The organism is Corynebacterium propinquum DSM 44285 (assembly GCF_000375525.1).
GTDB lineage: Bacteria > Actinomycetota > Actinomycetes > Mycobacteriales > Mycobacteriaceae > Corynebacterium > Corynebacterium propinquum.
This window is the reverse complement of sequence record NZ_AQXC01000002.1, coordinates 1-17,946: the sequence shown is the minus strand read 5'-3', so window position 1 is coordinate 17,946 and position 17,946 is coordinate 1. Positions and strand designations below refer to the sequence as shown.

The following is a 17,946-nucleotide window of genomic DNA, read 5'->3' as shown; positions in this document are numbered from 1 at the left end:
CCTATCTTAGTACACCGGCCCTATGAAACCGGTCTACTTCTTCGGCGGGCGCTTCGGGCTGGTCACAGTCTGATCACCCGGAATCCAAAACCGCAACGGGGCATCGACGTTTTTGGATATGCCGATGCGTGGCCCAGCCACCCATGCTGGTTCCTGCGAGCGCGCCTCAAGTCGCGGATGCATCGGTGCGTCGGCGTAAATATGCGTGTCCGGGGCGTCGTGTGGAATCTGGTGCACGGGAAGATGATTGTGCTCGGTGCCCAGCCCCAAGGCCTTGCCTACGTTACCCGGACCAGAGGCTAACCGTGCAAAACTCACCTCACCCCTGCGGCTACGCGCCTCTTCCTCGCCGCTAAGCACGCGTCCGGCGCGGATCAAACATCCCTGACCAGTGCCGTCTGGCCCACACACCAGATTGCAGCAGCGGTGAATTCCATACGAGATATACACATATAGATGGCCACCCGGCCCCCACAATGCAACATTGGCAGGCGTTTTGCCGCGGAAACTGTGCGCAGCTTCGTCGGTGCCATGCAGATAGGCTTCCACCTCCGTGATCTCAATCGCCACGGGTCCATAGGACAACGTGCAGCCCAATAGTTGTGGAGCAACGACATCTGCGTCTGCACCAAAATCCAGCATCGTCGCGCTACCACCTATTCACTGAGGGAGAACACGGATCCACCGGATTTTTGCGCCCGCGTCTTAGTCTTAGCCGAGCCTTTACGCCGCGTCGTGGTTGTGCCGGTGGCACCGGAACTGGCGCCAGCGGAATCCTGCACGGGTGCCTTCGGTTTCTTGCCACCAGAAACATCGGTGGCTTCCACGTCAAACATCTCGCTCAGGAAATCCGCCATCCACTGCAAAAGTTCCACATCGCGCAGCTTCGGGTCCGTCACGTTGCCGCGGCCAGCCTTCGGAAATGGCAACTGAATAGCCTTGGCGGCGGCACGATAATTCGCACCAGGATGCGTGCGTTTCAGTCGTACCTGTTTCGAATCCGGCAATTCCACCGGCCCGACCTTGATCCGGGTGCCTTGCACCATGATGTCGGTAACCCCGGCGCGCCGTGCCTGGTGGCGCAGGCGTGCCACGGCCAGCAAACGCTCGACCTCTTCCGGAATCGGGCCGTAACGGTCTTCCATTTCCTCGACGACGAGGCGTAGGTCTTTATTATCCTGCGACGACGCCAACTTGCGGTAGACCTCCAAACGCAGGCGTTCCGAAGAAATATAGTGTTCCGGGATATGCGCATCCACCGGCAGGTCGATACGAATTTCTTTCGGCGACTGATCTGTGGCATCCAGTGCCTCACCGCGGGAAAGCGCTTTGAAGGTTTCGACAGCTTCGCCGACCAACCGGACATACATATCGAAGCCGACGCCTGCGATATGCCCGGATTGTTGGGCGCCCAGCACGTTTCCGGCTCCGCGCATTTCCAGGTCTTTCATGGCCACTGCCATACCGGCACCGAGATCGTTGTTTTGCGCAATCGTCGCCAAGCGGTCATAGCTGGTCTCAGAAAGTGTGGCTCCTTGCGGGTACAAGAAGTAGGCGTACCCGCGCTCCCGGGAACGTCCGACGCGACCGCGCAGCTGGTGCAACTGTGACAGCCCCATCTGGTGGGCATTTTCCACGATCAAGGTGTTGGCGTTGGCGATATCCAAGCCGGTTTCCACGATCGTGGTGCATACCAGCACGTCGTATTCGCGATCCCAAAACCCCTGCACGGTACGTTCCAGCAGGTCCTCGTTCATTTGCCCATGGGCGACGACGACGCGAGCCTCAGGCACCAGTTCGCGGATTTCCCGGGCCTTTTTCTCGATGTCCGCGACCTTGTTGTGGATCACGAAGGTCTGACCATCGCGTAACAGCTCGCGGCGGATCGCAGCCGCAACCTGTTTGTCTTCGTAGGCACCGACATACGTCAGGATCGGGTGCCGGTCTTCCGGTGGGGTAAGGATCGTCGACATTTCCCGGATACCCGCCATCGACATCTCCAGGGTGCGTGGGATTGGGGTTGCAGACATCGTGAGTACGTCGACGGATGAACGCAAGGCTTTGATGTGTTCTTTGTGCTCGACACCGAAGCGCTGTTCCTCATCCACGACGATCAAGCCGAGGTTTTTCCACTGCACGCCGGTCTGCAGCAACCGGTGAGTACCAATCACGATATCGACGGTGCCGTTGGCAAGCTCTTTAATGATCTGCTTGGCTTCTCCCGCGGTACTAAACCGCGAAAGCACCCGCATCTCAACTGGGAAGCCTGCCATGCGTTCAGCAAACGTGTCGTAGTGTTGCTGTGCCAACAGCGTGGTCGGCACCAATACCGCGACTTGTTTTCCATCTTGCACCGCTTTGAAAGCAGCACGCACCGCAACCTCGGTTTTGCCATAGCCAACGTCGCCGACGACAACACGGTCCATCGGGACCGACGATTCCATATCCGCTTTCACTGCTTCGATGGCCAGCATCTGGTCTTCGGTTTCGACGAACGGGAAGTTATCTTCCATCTCCGCTTGCCAAGGAGAATCCGGGGCAAAAGAATATCCCGGCGCGGCTTGGCGCTTCGCATAAAGTTGCACCAGCTCGCCAGCGATTTCGCGGACCGCTGCGCGCGCCTTTTTCTTGGTGTTTTTCCAGTCCGATCCGCCCATTTTCGACAGCGTCGGTGCTTGCCCGCCGGTGTATTTGCTCAGCAGGTCCAGTGATTCCATGGGCACCCACAATTGGTCTGCGGGTTGTCCGCGCTTCGAAGCGGCGTATTCCAGCACAATGTATTCGCGGCGGGAGCTTTCCCCACCAGCATTGATCGTGCGCTCAGCCATCTTGATGAACTTGCCGATGCCGTGGGTTTCGTGGACGACGAAATCGCCTTTTTTCAGTGCCAGCGGGTCCACTCGGTTGCGCCGTTTGGCGGGTCGACGTTTGGCACCGGCGATATCGCCGACACGGTTACCGGTCAGATCGGTTTCGGTAACCACGACCAACGGCAGTGTCGCACCGTCGTGCTGGTTGCAGACTTTCGGAAAGACCAATCCGGCGTGGCTCAATGCTTGATACAGCGTGATCTCGCCAGCGTTGGGTTGCCAGCCGGGCTCTGCCACGTGCGCCGAGATGCCGTTTTCGCGGAATCGTTCCGCCATGCGTTTGATAGCACCGGCTGCCGGGGCGATATATGCTGCGCGTCCACCCGACTGGCAATGGGCGCGAAGCTGCGACATCATCGCTTCGATTTCTTTGGCATCGCCTTTTGGCTGCGGACCAGCCTCAAATTCGAGCGGCAACGTCGCGGCCTCATCTGCGGCAAACATTCCTGGAGGGGCGAACGTCCACCAGGAACTGCCACGTTCCCGGGTGATGTCTTCTAATTGTTCCAGGGACAAGTAGTTTGCTGCCGACAAGTCAAGTTTGTTGTGGGCCACCGGGCCATCCGCCCCCATGGCTGCTGCTTCCCAGCTCGCGGCCAAAAATTCTGCGTCGGTATCGTGCAGGTCCTCTACCCTACGCCGCACCTTTTCTGGGTCCATGACCAGAACATGCGTGTTATCAGGCACCAGGTCCAACAGCGACACCATCGGCGTATCCGCCAGCACCGGAAGCAACGCTTCCATGCCTTCCGATGGGATCTTTTCCGAGATCTTGGTGAGCAATTCCGCTAGCGTCGCGTTGGAAGCATACTCGCGTGCGAGTTTTTCCGCTTTCGCTGCTACCGCATCGGTAATGGGCAGTTCACGAGCCGGGAAAATAGCAACTTTGCCAACTTCGATCTCAGAGATCGTTCGTTGGTCTGCCACAGAAAACTGGCGGATATCGGTGATTTCATCACCCCAGAATTCGATGCGCACTGGATAGTCCAGGGTCGTGGGATAGACATCGACGATGCCGCCGCGTTTGGCGAATTGGCCTTTTTTACTGACCATATCGACGTGCGAATATGCACGGAATTCTAATTCAGCAACCAGCTGGTCAAAGTCATATTCTTGGTCTTCAGCCAGGCTAATCGGCACCCGGCCGTCGACAGATTCCAGCACTGGTTGCGCCAATCCGCGTGCTGGGGTCACGATAACGTCCAGCTCGTCTAAGCGATGCAGCACGTCAGCACGCTTACCGACGATATCTGCCCCCGGAGACAAACGCTCATGTGGCAAAGTTTCCCACGCGGGAAACATCGCGACCTTATTACCCAGCATGGCAGCTAATTCTGCCTGTAGGTCTTCAGCTTCACGGCCGGTGGCTGTGAGCACTACCACCGGGGCATGGTGCGCCAGGGTGCCGATAGCCCAGGGCCGAGCTTGCGTAATGCCGGTGATGTGCAGGGTTGGTTCACCAACATGATTGATGAGCCCTTTGAGTTTCGGATCGCTGGCAGCAACTTTTAATAGGCCGGCGAGCATATTCACTTCGGGATCATTCTCCTGACTGAAATGGCTGGTGGCTGGAGCCTTACCCCTTGATATGAAAAAGCTTCCCCACCAGGACTCGAACCTAGAATGACGGTACCAAAAACCGTAGTGTTGCCGATTACACCATGGGGAAACGTCAGCGCTACTGCATTATCATTACGTTGCCATTCGGGATAATCATCATCAGATGATGACATCGAGACGAATGTGCAGTTGTGCACCAACGGCTTGCAATCTTACACAACTAGGTGAAGAAATAAAAACCACCGGTCACACAAAGCTCCATACAACAGGCCATACAACACACAGCCAGGACTTTTCGCCCCGCACTCGCCATTATCATTAGCCTTGAACTATGAATCTCGGCTCCCCGCGCACCGCACGCAATCAGCAGCAGAGCAATGGCCGCCACATTGCCATCGCCAACGCGCTACAAAACATTGGTGACCAGACGGCCTCAGCCAAAACTGTCTTGCCCTGGCTATTTACCGCTGCTGGAGTGCCAGCAGCATTTTCTGGTTTGCTGGTGCCGGTTCGCGAGTCCTTAGCCATGCTCCCACAGGCTGCACTGCGGGGGTGGGTCACATCTCAAGGATCCCGGAAACGGATTTGGCTACTGGGCTCACTAGGTCAAGCGCTCTGTGCTGCACTCATGGCAATTGCCGCATTAGTACTGACCGGAACCTCGCTGGGGGTTGCGATCGTGGCGCTTTTAGCCTGCCTAGCGATTTTTCGTTCCTTGTGTTCACTTTCCGGGAAAGACGTTTTGGGCCGGGCTGTCAGCAAAGGACAACGCGGCGCGGTCACCGGCACCGCAACCACGTTATCGGGCATCGTCACTATCGCTGTCGGTGGCGTGCTGTTGTTCGTCCCCTCCCCAATTCCTGTTTGGGTCGGTGCAGTCCTCATTGGCATTGGTGCACTCGGTTGGTGTGTGGCAGCGCTATCTTTCGCGCGTGTCGACGAAAACCTCAGCACTCGACCGGCCAAGAATGCTGCGCAATCAGCCCTTCCCAGCACCACACTTCCCTGGTATAGCGATACCTGGCAGTTATTGCTTAACGACGCCCATTTCCGACAATTCGTCATCGTGCGCTCTCTACTCTTGGTCTCTTCGTTCTCCACCGCTTTTATCGTCACACTGAGCGCGCGCAACGACAGCAGTTTCGCCGATTTGGGCGCTTTCGTGTTTGTCTCTGGCCTTTCAGCGCTGCTTGCAGGAAGGATTTCCGGGATCTGGTCTGATCGTTCCTCCAAGACCGTGATGTCCGTCGCCGCTGGCACGGCCTCATTGGTGCTGTTGCTGCTGGTAGCAAGCTCACTGACTCTTCCTCCCGGCTGGAATTCCGTACTATTTCCACTGGGATTTTTCTTAGTTTCCCTCAGCCACGCCGCCATACGCGTGGCTCGTTCGACCTATCTCGTGGATATGGCTGAAAACGACCAACGCACCCGCTATACCGGTGCCGCAAACACACTGATGGGCGTAATTCTGTTAGGTGTCGGCGCATTGTCGTCGGTCATCGCACTCCAAGGCCCTGCCTGGGCATTAGTGTTTTTGGCTCTTATCGGTTTCGTCGGTGTTTGGGCCGCTCGCAAGCTTCCGGAAGTCTCACAAGGTAGCTAACCGCCCCGCGGTCAACCGCGCGTGTGCGAACACATCGTTATGATTGATGCCATTAGTTAACCCCCATTTGTTCAGGAGTGAATTCTCGCTGTGGCTCAACAATCTTCCTGCGCGGTCATCGTCTTAGCTGCCGGCGCCGGTACGCGGATGAAATCTGCGACCCAGAAAACACTGCATGAAATTGGCGGGCGCTCGCTGCTTTCCCATAGTGTGCACGCTGCGGCTGGTTTAGAGCCAGACAATGTCGTAGTGGTCGTCGGCCATCAGCGTGAGCAGGTAGCACCGGCCGTCGACGCGCTTGCCGACGAGCTCGGCACAGAGCTGACCACCGCCGTGCAAGAAGAACAGCTTGGCACCGGACATGCGGTGCAATGTGCGATGGCTGGGTTGGAAGATTTCCAGGGCACCGTGATTGTCACCAATGCCGATGTCCCCCTGCTGCGTACAGAAACCCTCGATCACCTACGCGAGCACCATGAATCCGCGCGAGCTGGCGTTACGGTATTGTCCGTCGAACTTGCCGACGCCACCGGCTACGGCCGCATCGTGCGCGATGATAATAAGCAGGTCACCGCAATTGTCGAGCATAAGGATGCTTCGGAAGAGATCCGCGAAATTAAAGAAATCAACTCCGGGGTTTTTGCTTTCGACGCCGCCGTTCTGCGCGATGCGCTCACACAACTGAACACGGATAACGCACAGGGCGAGCTGTATATCACTGATGTCCTGGCAATTGCGCGCAAGGCGGGCCATGGAGTCGGTGCTTATGTCGCAGCTGACGCTGGCGAGCTCGCTGGTGTCAACAACCGCGTGCAGCTGGCAGAAGCGGGCAAGGAATTCAACCGCCGCACCGTAGAAGCAGCCATGCTCGGGGGTGCAACCATTGTCGACCCTGCCACCACCTGGATCGGTGCTGGTGTCACCGTGGGACAAGACGTCACCATCCACCCGGGCACTCAGCTGTGGGGAAAAACCTCCATCGCGGACGGCGCAGAGATTGGGCCTGATAGCACGCTCACAGATGTTGCCGTCGGCAAGAATGCACGTGTGGTCCGTGCCCACGCAGAAAGCTCGCGCATTGGTGCAGAAGCAAATGTCGGACCGTTTACCTACCTTCGTCCGGGCACAGACTTGGGTAATAACGCCAAGCTTGGTGGCTTTGTAGAGACCAAAAAAGCCACGATCGGTGAAGGTTCCAAGGTCCCGCACCTGACATATGTGGGTGATGCGACAATCGGCAAGCACTCAAATATTGGTGCTTCTTCGGTCTTCGTTAACTACGACGGCGTGAACAAGAATCACACCGTGGTGGGCGATCACGTGCGCACCGGTTCCGACACAATGTTTATCGCACCGGTGACCGTCGGTGATGGCGCCTATTCCGGGGCAGGTACAGTGATTAAAGACGATGTTCCTCCAGGGGCACTGGCCGTCTCGGGTGGTCGACAGCGCAATATCGAGGGTTGGGTCGCAAAAAAGCGTCCCGACACCTCCTCTGCGCAGGCCGCACGAGCTGCCGAACAGAGCCACGCTGACAATGGCGAGGCCACTAACGGCAGCACCGACGCAGGCAGTGACCAGGGTTCCGAACAAGCGTAGACACCAAAGCAGAAGGGTTAATCCTATGACTGGCAAGATCGCTATGAACCAAAAGAACATGATGGTCTTCAATGGCCGCTCACACCCAGATCTTGGCGAAGCCGTCGCCAAAGAACTCGACACCCACATCACCCCGATGCGCGCTGAAGACTTCGCAAACGGGGAAATCTTCGTGCGCTTCGAGGAATCAGTCCGCGGCGCAGATTGCTTCGTCATGCAATCTCACGCAACCGTCGAGGGCGGCGATCTGAACAAGTGGCTGATGGAACAGCTCATCATGATTGATGCGCTCAAGCGTGGTTCCGCCAAGCGCATCACCGCTATCTTGCCGTTCTACCCATATGCACGTCAGGATAAAAAACACCGCGGTCGCGAGCCAATTTCTGCCCGTCTGATCTCCGACATGCTGCAAACTGCCGGTGCTGACCGCCTCGTCTCGGTAGATCTACACACTGACCAGATCCAGGGCTTCTTCGATGGTCCGGTGGATCACATGCACGCGATGCCTGTGCTGACTGACTACATCAAAGAGCACTACCCAACCGAAAACATGTGCATCGTTTCTCCGGACGCGGGCCGTGTCAAGGTCGCTGAGAAATGGGCGAACGTTCTCGGCGGCGCCCCAATGGCGTTCGTACACAAGACCCGCAGCGTCGATGTTGCCAACGAGGTAGTTGCAAACCGAGTCGTCGGTGATGTCAAAGGTAAAGACTGCATCCTGGTCGACGACATGATTGACACCGGTGGAACTATCGCGGGTGCCGCAAAGATCTTGAAGGATGAAGGCGCCAAATCCGTCGTTGTAGCCTGCACCCACGGCGTATTTTCCGGCCAAGCCCGCGAGAAGCTCTCGAACTGTGGCGCTGAAGAGGTCATCACCACTGACACCATCCCGCAATCAACCGAGGGCTGGGACAACCTCACCGTTTTGTCCATTGCTCCGTTGCTGGCACGTACCATCAATGAAATCTTTGAAAACGGTTCGGTAACGACGCTGTTCGAGGGGTCTGCCTAATGAAAAGCTTTGACGAATTCCGTGGGAAAGTAGCCTTGGTCATCGGCGGTGGCTTCGGTATTGGTGAAGAAATCTGCTATGAATTGGGTGAATTAGGCGCCCACGTGGTGGTCGCCGACACCGCAGAACACGCACCGTCCGCCGTCGCGGAAAAGATCCGTGAAGACGGAGGCTCGGCCTATGCCATTGACATCGACATGACTGCCGAATCGGACTACAAGGCTGCGGTACAAACCGCCGTGGAGCAATTCGGTGGCTTGCACTACGCGGTTAATTCGCCAGGCTACGGTGGAGAAGGTGAATACACTGGGAAGATGAGCGGCCGACAATGGCGCGATTTGATCGACCTCAACTTGAACGGTGTAGCCTACGCCATGCGTTATGAAATTGATCAATTCTTGGACATGGACATGACTTCAGAATGCTCCATCGTCAACGTCGCCTCGGTACACGGTCTCGTTGCCGCCAAGGGCAAGGCGGCCTATTCTGCCGCCAAACACGGTGTCATTGGTCTGACACGTTCTGCTGCTGTGGAATACGGTTCCAAGGCGATTCGCGTGAATGCGGTCTGCCCAGGCTATATCCGCAATGCCCTGTTGGCTAACTTCATGGATGAAGATGAGCTGACCAAGCTGATCAACGATCACCCATTGGGTCGGCTGGGCTCTGTACGGGAAGTAGCAGCGATGGTGTTGTTCTTGCTGTCGTCCAATGCTTCGTTTATTACCGGCAGTGCACAGACTGTGGACGGCGGATACACTGCGGTCTAGCCCAAATGCAGCGCTGCCTGACCAGTAACTGCGCGGTTACTGGATGGCGCGTGCCAGACGCAGTATTTCTTAGCTAGCACGCTTTTTGCTATGATGGCTCTCGTCTCGGCGAGGGCCATTCATTTTTGGCCGTTATCGACGCGATCTACACTTAACCCGGTAGCTCCCCGGTCGTGGATGTGCCCTTGCCTGTGCACGTTTGTCCACAGTATAAATTTTTCACCGCACTGAGGAGTTATCCATTATGGCTGAAAAGACCCCTACTCTTGCAGCACAACCACGCACCGAATTCGGTAAGGGCGCTGCCCGCCGTCTGCGCCGTGAGTGGCGCGTACCTGGCGTTCTGTACGGCTCCAACACCGAGCCAATCCACTTCTCTGTAGATCTGCTGGAACTGCAGACCATGATTCGTTACAACGGCTTGAACGCCGTTTTGGAGTTGGAAGTGGATGGCGAAAAGCACCTGTCCATGGTGAAAAACGTCGACCAGAACGTTTTGACCCTCGACGTTGACCACGTAGACCTACTGTCGATTAAGCGCGGCGAAAAGGTCGAGGTTGAAGTTCCAGTTACCATCACCGGCGAGCCTGCTGCAGGCCTGATGTTCATCCAGGACAACGACGTTCTGCTGGTTGAGGCCGACGTTCTTTCCATTCCGGAAGAGATCGAAGTTTCCATCGAAGGCGCAGAAGACGGCACCGTCATTACTGCAGCTGAGCTGGATATGCCTGGCAACACCACGCTGGTAGCGGAAGAAGACACCGTCATCGTCTCCGTCATGGAGCCACAGGAAGACGAAGAGCTCGAGGCTGCTGCTGCCGCTGCCGAAGAAGGCGGCGCCGATGCTGGTGCAGACTCCGAAGAGGAAGCCGACGAGGAGACCCCTGCAGACCGTCTGGACCCTGACACCGAGTCCTCCGACGATAACTAAAATCGACGCCGAATAAGATCGACGCCGAGTAGCGTCGACAAATAAACACGAAAGCCGAGCCCCGACCATGCCTGCTGCACCTGCTTTTTCTCAGCATTCCAGCGTTCTTGTGGTTGGGCTCGGCAACCCCGGTGCTCGTTATGCAGACACCCGGCACAACATCGGTTACCGCGTTGTGCAGGAATTAGCAGAAACTACTGCTTTTCAACCGGTGCCTTTTAGTTTGCATAAACGCACCGGGGCTTTTGTCGCTGAAATGCCGGCCGGTGCGCTAGGTTCCGGGGCTCCGAAGCTAATTTTGGCGCGTACCGCCACGCCAATGAATACCTCTGGTGGCGTGGTTAATGCCTTAGCAACGTACTATCGTATCGCCCCGGCGGGAATCATCGCCGTGTACGACGATATGGAACGTGATTTTGGGTCTTTTATCCTGAAACACGGCAGCGGCGATAAAGGCCATAACGGCTTGAAATCGATTACGAAAGCAATGGGCACGAAAGATTATGCCCGTTTGAGCATCGGGATTGGACGCCCACCCGGAAAAATGGATGCTTCTTCGTTTGTGCTGGGCAGATTTTCTGGTGCCCAAGAACACGAGCTGGATTTCGTGATTCCAGATGCTGCTGATTATCTCCGGCGGGAATTACTCTAGATTCACAACGGTGCATCAATCAAAGCCGCAAAGCAATCAGTGCCACGAATCTCAGAAATGAATCACGCTTAGTCGGTATAGTGGGAATCACGACTGCACAGTTGCACCCAAAACGAGGAGTTCCCTTGAGTTTCGAATCCATTTCGGATGTCGTCCAACATATCGAAGATGAAGACATTAAATTCGTCGACATTCAATTTACCGATCTTCCAGGTGTAGAGCACCATTTCAGCATCCCCGCCTCGGAGTTTACTGAGGAGGCAGCAGAAGAAGGTCTAGCTTTCGACGGCTCCTCGATTCGCGGTTTTACCACCATTGATGAATCCGACATGATGCTGTTGCCGGACCCTCACTCTGCAGTGGTTGATCCGTTCCGCAGCACCAAGACTCTCAACATTAAGTGCTTTGTGCACGATCCGTTTACTCGTGAGCCTTTCTCGCGCGATCCACGCACCACCGCGCGCAAGGCTGAGGAATACCTGAAATCCACCGGCATCGCTGATACCTGCTTCTTCGGCGCCGAAGCTGAGTTTTATTTGTTCGATAAGGTGCGTTTCGACACCTCGAGCAACGCTGGTTTCTATGAGGTGGATTCAGACGAGGGTTGGTGGAACACCGATAAGGAAACCACCATCGACGGTCTACCCAATCCTGGTTACAAGACCCGCCCCAAGGGTGGCTACTTCCCTACTGCGCCGTATGACCAATCCGTAGAGATCCGCGATGCCATGGCGTTGAACCTGGAAAAGGTCGGCTTTGAGCTGGAGCGCTTCCACCATGAGGTCGGCTCCGGTGGGCAGCAGGAAATTAACTACCGCTTTTCCACCTTGCTGCACTCTGCAGACCAGATTCAGCTGTTTAAATACGTCATCAAAAACACTGCGTTTCAGCACGGCAAGACAGCAACGTTCATGCCGAAGCCGGTAGCAGGTGACAACGGTTCGGGCATGCACGCACACCAGTCCCTGTGGAAAGATGGCTCGCCGTTGTTCCATGACGAAGACGGCTACGCTGGTTTGTCCGATATGGCCCGCTACTACATTGGCGGCATTCTGGAGCACGCGGGCGCGGTTCTGGCATTCACCAACGCGACGCTGAATTCCTACCACCGTCTGGTCCCTGGTTTCGAGGCGCCAATCAACTTGGTCTACTCCCAGCGCAACCGTTCGGCAGCCGTGCGTATTCCCACCACCGGCAACAACCCGAAGGCGAAGCGTTTGGAATTTCGTGCACCAGACCCTTCGGGTAACCCGTACTTGGGCTTTGCGGCGATGATGATGGCTGGTATCGACGGTATTAAAAACCGGATCGAACCACACGCTCCAGTGGATAAAGACCTTTACGAGCTCCCACCGGAAGAAGCCCAGGACATCCCAACCGCACCAACCTCGCTGGAAGAATCGCTGAAGGCCTTGCAAGAAGACAACGAGTTTTTAACCGAGGGCGATGTCTTCACCGAAGACCTCATCGATACCTACATCAAGTACAAGTACGACGAGGAAATCACTCCGGTTCGCCTGCGCCCAACCCCGCAGGAATTCGAGATGTACTACGACTGCTAAACACCAAGCTTCACGCACCAGCGCCCCACTTTCGGTGGGGCGCTTTTTTGGTTGGCTATCATCTCGCGGAAACTAAACCACCGAATTTTAGGTCGTCTATTTACGCTGCTGCATCGCGGCCGTACAGATCAGCTTGGCTCACCCAAAACGGGGGCGCTATATCCCGGAAAAAATCACAGAATTTTGGTAATCCTATTCTTTACAGGCCCCTTTTAGTAGGCTGAGAATTAGATACGGAATTAGGCCTGCCTTAATGTATCTGTCATTGACTAACGTTGACTAACGCTGTCTAACGCTGGTGGGCCTTAAAGAAAGGACTTCACCATGCCCCGTACCTCCTCGAACAACGATGGCAAGACAAATCCACTTCCCTACGCGCAGCGCCGCGCAGAAGATGCGCCCGGACATTGGCTGCTTGCACGGCTCGGAAAACGCGTACTGCGCCCAGGCGGATTAGAGCTCACCCGCGCATTACTACAGAATGCCAAGCTCACTGACGCTGACGTCGTCGAACTTGCTCCCGGGCTGGGGCGCACCGCCAGCGAGATTCTCACACACCAGCCAGCCAGCTATATTGGCGTCGAAAAAGACGAAGATGCAGTGCGCATTACTGGCGACATCGTCAAAGATACCGGCCGCATGGTACACGCAGATGCGGCAGATACCGGCATTCCCGATGCTCATGCAGACGTCGTGATTGGCGAAGCGATGTTGACGATGCAGTCACCCACCGGCAAGCAAAAAATCGTACAGGAAGCAGCCCGAATGCTGCGCCCCGGTGGCAGGTACGCCATCCACGAACTTGGTTTGCAACCCGACGACCTTGACAATGATTTCAAAACCGAGTTGCGCAAGAATCTCGCCCGAGTGATTAAGGTTAATGCCCGGCCGCTGACCATTGCTGAGTGGACTCAGCTTGTGGAAGAAGCGGGCTTGCAGGTGGAATGGACTGACACTGCCCCCATGGCCTTGCTACAACTGCGCCGAAATCTTGCTGACGAAGGTGTAGTGGGCACCCTGCGCATTCTCAAAAACGCACTCCGCGATGCAGACGCCAGGCGCCGAATGCTGGCGATGCGCAAGCTTTTCAGCCAACACAGCGATGTCTTGCGCGGTGTAGCGCTGGTGGCCAGGAAGCCAGAGTAACAACCACAAGAAACCCTGGTAAAAAATCACACAATTTCTACCATGCCGATAACGTGCATTAGATAAAATTGTGGATAGATCGAACCATAGAAAGGATGAGCCATGACCTATGTAAATATCTCCGCGCTAACCTTCCCGGCAGGTGCTGGCGAAGAAATTGAGCAGCGCTTCGCGCAACGCGCAAAGGGCGTCGACAAGGCCGAAGGTTTTGAAAGCTTTGAACTGCTCCGTCCTGTTTCCGGCGAAGATCGTTACTTCGTCATCACCCGCTGGGATAGCCAGGAAAACTACCAAAAGTGGGCAGATGCCCGCCCGGCAGGCAATCACACGGAAGATGAAAAACGTGGCATGTCTGTCGACGTATTGGGCTTTGAATCCATCCAGCTGGAAAGCTAGCCTAGGCACCACGCAAACATAAAACAAGCCGCGGGTCCAATCTCGGATCCCGCGGCTTTGATCGGCACTGGCACTAGTACCCGTGCATCAACTCCTCGCGACTTCCAGTTCGCTGATTGGACTGCGGTGCGGCAGCACACGTGGCCGCTTACCCGCTGCCCACAAATGGCCGGCATGGTGTATAGCTACTTAGGCTACAGAATGATCTATTCCGTGGTTGTATCCCCCACCCCTGTGAGGGCCCAGCCATCATAATTAACCTCAAAAATCAGAGGCAGGTCTGCCGGTAACCATCCACGATAACCAAAGTATTCCGGGGCCCTATGGGAGCACAAAGTAACATCTAGCCTATCGAGCACGTCAAAATCAACGTCACCGTCGGCATCTTTCAGGTACACCACCTCTTGAGTGTCGTAGCTACCTAAGTCATAAGCCTCATCAGGCTCCAGACCCAGATGTTCGGAAATATCATCAGCACTGGTGTATGGACATTGGACACCAAATTCTACCCAATGCTGACCATAAGCATCGCGAACCGAGATAGTAACCGGACCCCCAGATTCACTTGCAGCTGGTAACGCTTGTTCAATTTCGCTTGAACAAGCCACCAAGAATGCCATCAAGGACAACGCAAGGAGTGCTTTACCCTGCCCAAACCTCAAGGAAAAACTGGAAGAATATCTCATTTCGGCAATGCCTTTAGCAAAGATGTATTCGCCATATGCTTACAGACATAAAAGATTCCCTTATCCGTACTCCCTTTTCCTTTTATCACCAACCCAATAGCACGTCCTGCAGCATTGTTAAAAACATCCATCTCCGCTTCGCCTGGATCATTCGGCCGTACGTCTTCGTGGTTATTCGCAATCCATAACGCTGCATCTTCAGACAAATGCAAAGTCATCAATCCGCTCCAGTAGCAGTGCCGGAAAACATTCCCCTGGCCATTTTTATGGGTATACTTGGCGAAAGCTTTTTTGGGTCGCAACCTCTGCTTTGCTTCCTAGTTCTTTAGCTTTATAGCATGAGGGCACATCAACTACCGAGACACAGCGTGCAGCTTCTAACAGTTCCCTCAACCTTCCTTGAGTATAGCCCACAAACCTCGATCGTAGCCGATTTTTTATGTTTTTGAGGTTACCCCTCGTTTAGTGGACACCCAATTAGTACGGATCTTGTGGCCGTAGGAGAGGATGTTCATTGTGAGTTCGTCAAGGAAAAAGTACACCCCGGAATACCGGCAGGAGGCCGCCAGACTAGTCATTGAGTCCGGGCGCCCAATCGCTCATGTAGCTCAAGGAGATCGGTGTAGCCGAAGGCCTCTTGGGCAAATGGGTCAAGCTTGAACGAGAACGTCAAGGCTCGGTAGATGGCCGCAGTGATGCCGATATACGAGCCGAAAACGCTCGTCTGCGTCGCGAGTTAGCTGAGGCCAAGATGGATAATGAGTTCTTGTCAAAAGCCACCACCTTCTTCGTGGCGTCGCAACGCGATCGGAAAAATTTGAGCTAATGCAGCCAGAGCAAGGCGAACTACAGCATCAAACGTATGAGCAGGTTATTAGAGGTTTCCCGTTCTGGCTACTATAAATGGGAAAAGGCTCAAGCAGTACGGCATCGTGGTGAAAATCAGCGCCAAAGATTCCTCGACCAGTTAGACAGGAAAATTCATGAAATCTGGGAGGATTCTGACGAAGTCTACGGTGCCCCACGTATTACCGCAGAACTCGCTGAGGATGGGGTCTATGTGAATCGCAAAACCGTGGCCAAGCGTATGCGGATGATGGGTATTGAGGGTATTTCACCGAGGGCGTTTGTTCCCGTAACGACGATTCAATCCAGGCGGAAGTCCACGCTTCCAGACCTGGTGAAACGTCTATGTGATCAAGGTCAGCTCAACCGGGTGTGGATGTCAGATATAACCTATCTACGCACCGGAGAAGGATGGCTATATCTGTGTGTTATCCGCGATGGACACTCCCGCCGAGTCCTAAGCTGGTCCATGGATAGTGTGCAAGATTCTTACCTGGTTGAACGCGCATTGCGTATGGCTTACACCCTGCGTGGTGATGTGCCAGATGGCCTTGTATTCCATGCGGATCGCGGCACTCAGTTTACGAGCGAGAAGTTGTGGCAGGTCTGCCAAGAATTAGGGATTGCACAATCGGTCGGCCGTACTGTGGGCTGTGTCAATTTTTGTTGACGGTGAAACTCTTTAGTTTGTTGGTCAGGCCGCTTTCGCGGCGGTAGTCACAGGTGGGGTCAGGAAGTCGTCCATTGCTTTCTTAGGGATTTCACCGGTGCTGGTGTGAATGCGTCGACGATTGTAGTAGGCCTCGATCCATTCGCCCACGCTGATTCGTGCTTCGAGCTTGGAAACGAACTGTTTCCGCCCGTAGAGTAAATGTAGCTTCAAGGTAGAAAAGAACGATTCCGCCACAGCGTTATCCCAGCACACGCCGACCTCGCCGACTGATAAGCGAACATCATGGTTTGCGGCCCACTGACTTAATTCCGCACTGGTGTACTGGCTGCCACGATCGGAATGAAATATGGCGTTACCTGCTACATAGCCACCGTTTTGAGCCATTGTTAGGGCATCAATGACCAGCTGGCTGGTCATACGATCAGCTACTTGCCAGCCTGTGACCATCCTGGTTGATAAATCAATGACTGTAGCCAGGTACATCCAGCCCTGCCCGGTACGAAGGTAGGTGATATCACCACACAAATACGTTGTGGGAACTGGTGGTGTGAAATTACGTCGTACAAGATCACTGCGGTCTTGAGTATTGGCATCGGCAATAGTCGTGCGTTTAAACGCTCGGCGATACTTAGTTACTAGCCCCAGCTTCCGCATGGTTTTACGCACGGCGTACAAGGTGGCTGTAATACCACGTGTGGCCAGTTCTGTGGCGATGGTACGTACGCCGGCGAAACCATTATGCTTGGCGAAGATTTCTTTGACGTCATCGGCAATCTGGTCACGAAATCCTCGTGGGGTAGATAAAGGATAACTCTGGTTTTGGCGCTTTTCCACCGATAGTAGCCGGCACGGCTTACCTGTAGAACCTTGGCCATCATAGTCACCGTATACCGTGGCTTGTGTGAGCCTTCTTCTTCATAATGACAGATCACGGGAAAGGAATGCTCGTCTACATGCCCTTGGCGAAGAAGGCGGCCGCTTTTTTTAAAAACTCGTTCTCTAGTTCCAGTTCACGAACTCGTTTAGATAACTCGGCCGCATCCTGCGAGTTGGGATCGGCTTTGCGTAGGTGCGAGCCGGAGCCAGTACCTTGCGTGCCTTGTGCAGCAGCTACCCAGCGTCCTAACGCTGATGCTGAGACCTCGTATTCCCGGGCCACTTCTTCCCGAGTCTTTCCTAGCACTAGCACTGCATCAACGCATTGCTGCTTAAACTGTGGTGGAAAAGCCTTTGGCATACTCTCAATCCTTGTCGGTTACGGGTTTCCCCGTCAACAAGAATCATCACACCCCACTGGTGTGTGCTTTGATAACGCGATGTCAGAATCATTTTGGTCGACATTGAAGACCGAATTTTAGAGCGTGTCAAGTTGTTTGTGTGTGGGGTTAGGTTTATAGGTATTTGTCGAAGCGGTCGGGGTAGGCCACGGCCATTTGGTTGATAGCTTGTTTCCAGCCGGAAACTCGGGCTCCTTCCATGAGCCTTCCGGCTGTCGCCGAGACTCGTTTGCCCTGCTTCGCCCTCTTTGCAGCTCGTTTATCTTCGATATTGCAGATCATCAACCACAACGTCTTCAGTGCTGATTCATCGTTGGTGAACTGCACCCTATTGCGGGTGGCTTTTCGCAGCTCATTGTT

16 protein-coding genes and 2 pseudogenes are annotated in these 17,946 nt (G+C 55.0%); 11 read left to right on the top strand and 7 right to left on the bottom strand.

Annotated features, from left to right (window positions below; translation table 11 throughout):
* Nucleotides 1-33: 33 nt before the first annotated feature.
* Both B142_RS0102105 and mfd read right to left on the bottom strand, forming a co-directional pair.
* The gene (locus B142_RS0102105; RefSeq protein ID WP_018119893.1) at nucleotides 34-642 is read right to left on the bottom strand and encodes a DNA-3-methyladenine glycosylase; all 609 of its coding nucleotides are present in this window, start codon (nucleotides 640-642) and stop codon (nucleotides 34-36) included.
* Nucleotides 643-656: 14 nt separating this feature from the next.
* Nucleotides 657-4,397 (bottom strand): transcription-repair coupling factor, encoded by a 3,741-nt coding sequence (gene mfd / locus B142_RS0102100; RefSeq protein ID WP_039733645.1) that lies wholly within the window; start codon nucleotides 4,395-4,397, stop codon nucleotides 657-659.
* Between the two features lie 364 nt (nucleotides 4,398-4,761).
* Between mfd and B142_RS0102095 the strand changes: the two genes are divergently transcribed.
* The 9 genes from B142_RS0102095 to B142_RS0102055 all read left to right on the top strand — a co-directional run bounded on the left by B142_RS0102095 (nucleotide 4,762) and on the right by B142_RS0102055 (nucleotide 14,104).
* Nucleotides 4,762-6,033 carry an MFS transporter gene (locus B142_RS0102095; RefSeq protein ID WP_018119891.1) on the top strand — a complete coding sequence of 424 codons (1,272 nt, stop codon included), beginning with the start codon at nucleotides 4,762-4,764 and terminating at the stop codon, nucleotides 6,031-6,033.
* A gap of 90 nt (nucleotides 6,034-6,123) precedes the next feature.
* Complete coding sequence (glmU, locus tag B142_RS0102090; RefSeq protein ID WP_018119890.1) at nucleotides 6,124-7,632, top strand: bifunctional UDP-N-acetylglucosamine diphosphorylase/glucosamine-1-phosphate N-acetyltransferase GlmU; 1,509 nt, start codon at nucleotides 6,124-6,126, stop codon at nucleotides 7,630-7,632.
* Between the two features lie 25 nt (nucleotides 7,633-7,657).
* Nucleotides 7,658-8,647 (top strand): ribose-phosphate diphosphokinase, encoded by a 990-nt coding sequence (locus tag B142_RS0102085; protein WP_018119889.1) that lies wholly within the window; start codon nucleotides 7,658-7,660, stop codon nucleotides 8,645-8,647.
* Complete coding sequence (locus B142_RS0102080) at nucleotides 8,647-9,417, top strand: SDR family NAD(P)-dependent oxidoreductase (RefSeq protein ID WP_018119888.1); 771 nt, start codon at nucleotides 8,647-8,649, stop codon at nucleotides 9,415-9,417. The genes B142_RS0102085 and B142_RS0102080 overlap by 1 nt, the downstream gene beginning before the upstream one ends.
* A 244-nt stretch (nucleotides 9,418-9,661) precedes the next feature.
* Nucleotides 9,662-10,348, top strand: coding sequence for a 50S ribosomal protein L25/general stress protein Ctc (locus B142_RS0102075; protein WP_018119887.1), 687 nt, complete (start codon nucleotides 9,662-9,664; stop codon nucleotides 10,346-10,348).
* Nucleotides 10,349-10,415: 67 nt separating this feature from the next.
* A complete protein-coding gene (pth, locus tag B142_RS0102070) occupies nucleotides 10,416-11,000 on the top strand; it encodes an aminoacyl-tRNA hydrolase (RefSeq protein ID WP_018119886.1) in 585 nt (194 codons plus the stop codon).
* A 125-nt stretch (nucleotides 11,001-11,125) separates the two neighbouring features.
* Nucleotides 11,126-12,562 carry a type I glutamate--ammonia ligase gene (gene glnA, locus B142_RS0102065; RefSeq protein WP_018119885.1) on the top strand — a complete coding sequence of 479 codons (1,437 nt, stop codon included), beginning with the start codon at nucleotides 11,126-11,128 and terminating at the stop codon, nucleotides 12,560-12,562.
* A 324-nt stretch (nucleotides 12,563-12,886) separates the two neighbouring features.
* Nucleotides 12,887-13,708 carry a class I SAM-dependent methyltransferase gene (locus B142_RS0102060; RefSeq protein ID WP_018119884.1) on the top strand — a complete coding sequence of 274 codons (822 nt, stop codon included), beginning with the start codon at nucleotides 12,887-12,889 and terminating at the stop codon, nucleotides 13,706-13,708.
* A 102-nt stretch (nucleotides 13,709-13,810) separates the two neighbouring features.
* Nucleotides 13,811-14,104, top strand: a complete 294-nt coding sequence (locus B142_RS0102055) for an antibiotic biosynthesis monooxygenase family protein (protein WP_018119883.1) — start codon at nucleotides 13,811-13,813, stop codon at nucleotides 14,102-14,104.
* Between the two features lie 206 nt (nucleotides 14,105-14,310).
* On the opposite strand, the gene B142_RS12810 is transcribed toward B142_RS0102055, so the two are convergent.
* Nucleotides 14,311-14,790: a hypothetical protein gene (locus tag B142_RS12810; RefSeq protein WP_018119882.1), complete on the bottom strand. Its 480-nt coding sequence runs from the start codon at nucleotides 14,788-14,790 to the stop codon at nucleotides 14,311-14,313.
* Complete coding sequence (locus B142_RS11595; protein ID WP_375544281.1) at nucleotides 14,787-15,092, bottom strand: DUF6973 domain-containing protein; 306 nt, start codon at nucleotides 15,090-15,092, stop codon at nucleotides 14,787-14,789. Before B142_RS11595 ends, B142_RS12810 begins: the two co-directional genes overlap by 4 nt.
* A gap of 335 nt (nucleotides 15,093-15,427) precedes the next feature.
* Here B142_RS11595 and B142_RS13130 point away from each other — a divergent pair, with 335 nt between their 5' ends.
* On the top strand, nucleotides 15,428-15,616 hold the full coding sequence (locus B142_RS13130; protein WP_018119880.1) for a hypothetical protein: 189 nt from the start codon (nucleotides 15,428-15,430) through the stop codon (nucleotides 15,614-15,616).
* 18 nt (nucleotides 15,617-15,634) lie between these two features.
* Nucleotides 15,635-16,306 (top strand): annotated as a pseudogene (locus tag B142_RS11585) (IS3 family transposase); the annotation flags it as partial.
* A gap of 24 nt (nucleotides 16,307-16,330) precedes the next feature.
* Here the strand turns inward: B142_RS11585 and B142_RS13125 are convergent.
* From B142_RS13125 to B142_RS11580, 3 genes and pseudogenes are all read right to left on the bottom strand, one after another.
* Nucleotides 16,331-17,143, bottom strand: a complete 813-nt coding sequence (locus B142_RS13125; protein WP_018119878.1) for an IS3 family transposase — start codon at nucleotides 17,141-17,143, stop codon at nucleotides 16,331-16,333.
* A gap of 115 nt (nucleotides 17,144-17,258) precedes the next feature.
* Nucleotides 17,259-17,546, bottom strand: coding sequence for a transposase (locus tag B142_RS0102025; RefSeq protein WP_018119877.1), 288 nt, complete (start codon nucleotides 17,544-17,546; stop codon nucleotides 17,259-17,261).
* A gap of 154 nt (nucleotides 17,547-17,700) precedes the next feature.
* Nucleotides 17,701-17,946, bottom strand: a pseudogene (locus B142_RS11580) (IS256 family transposase); the annotation flags it as partial.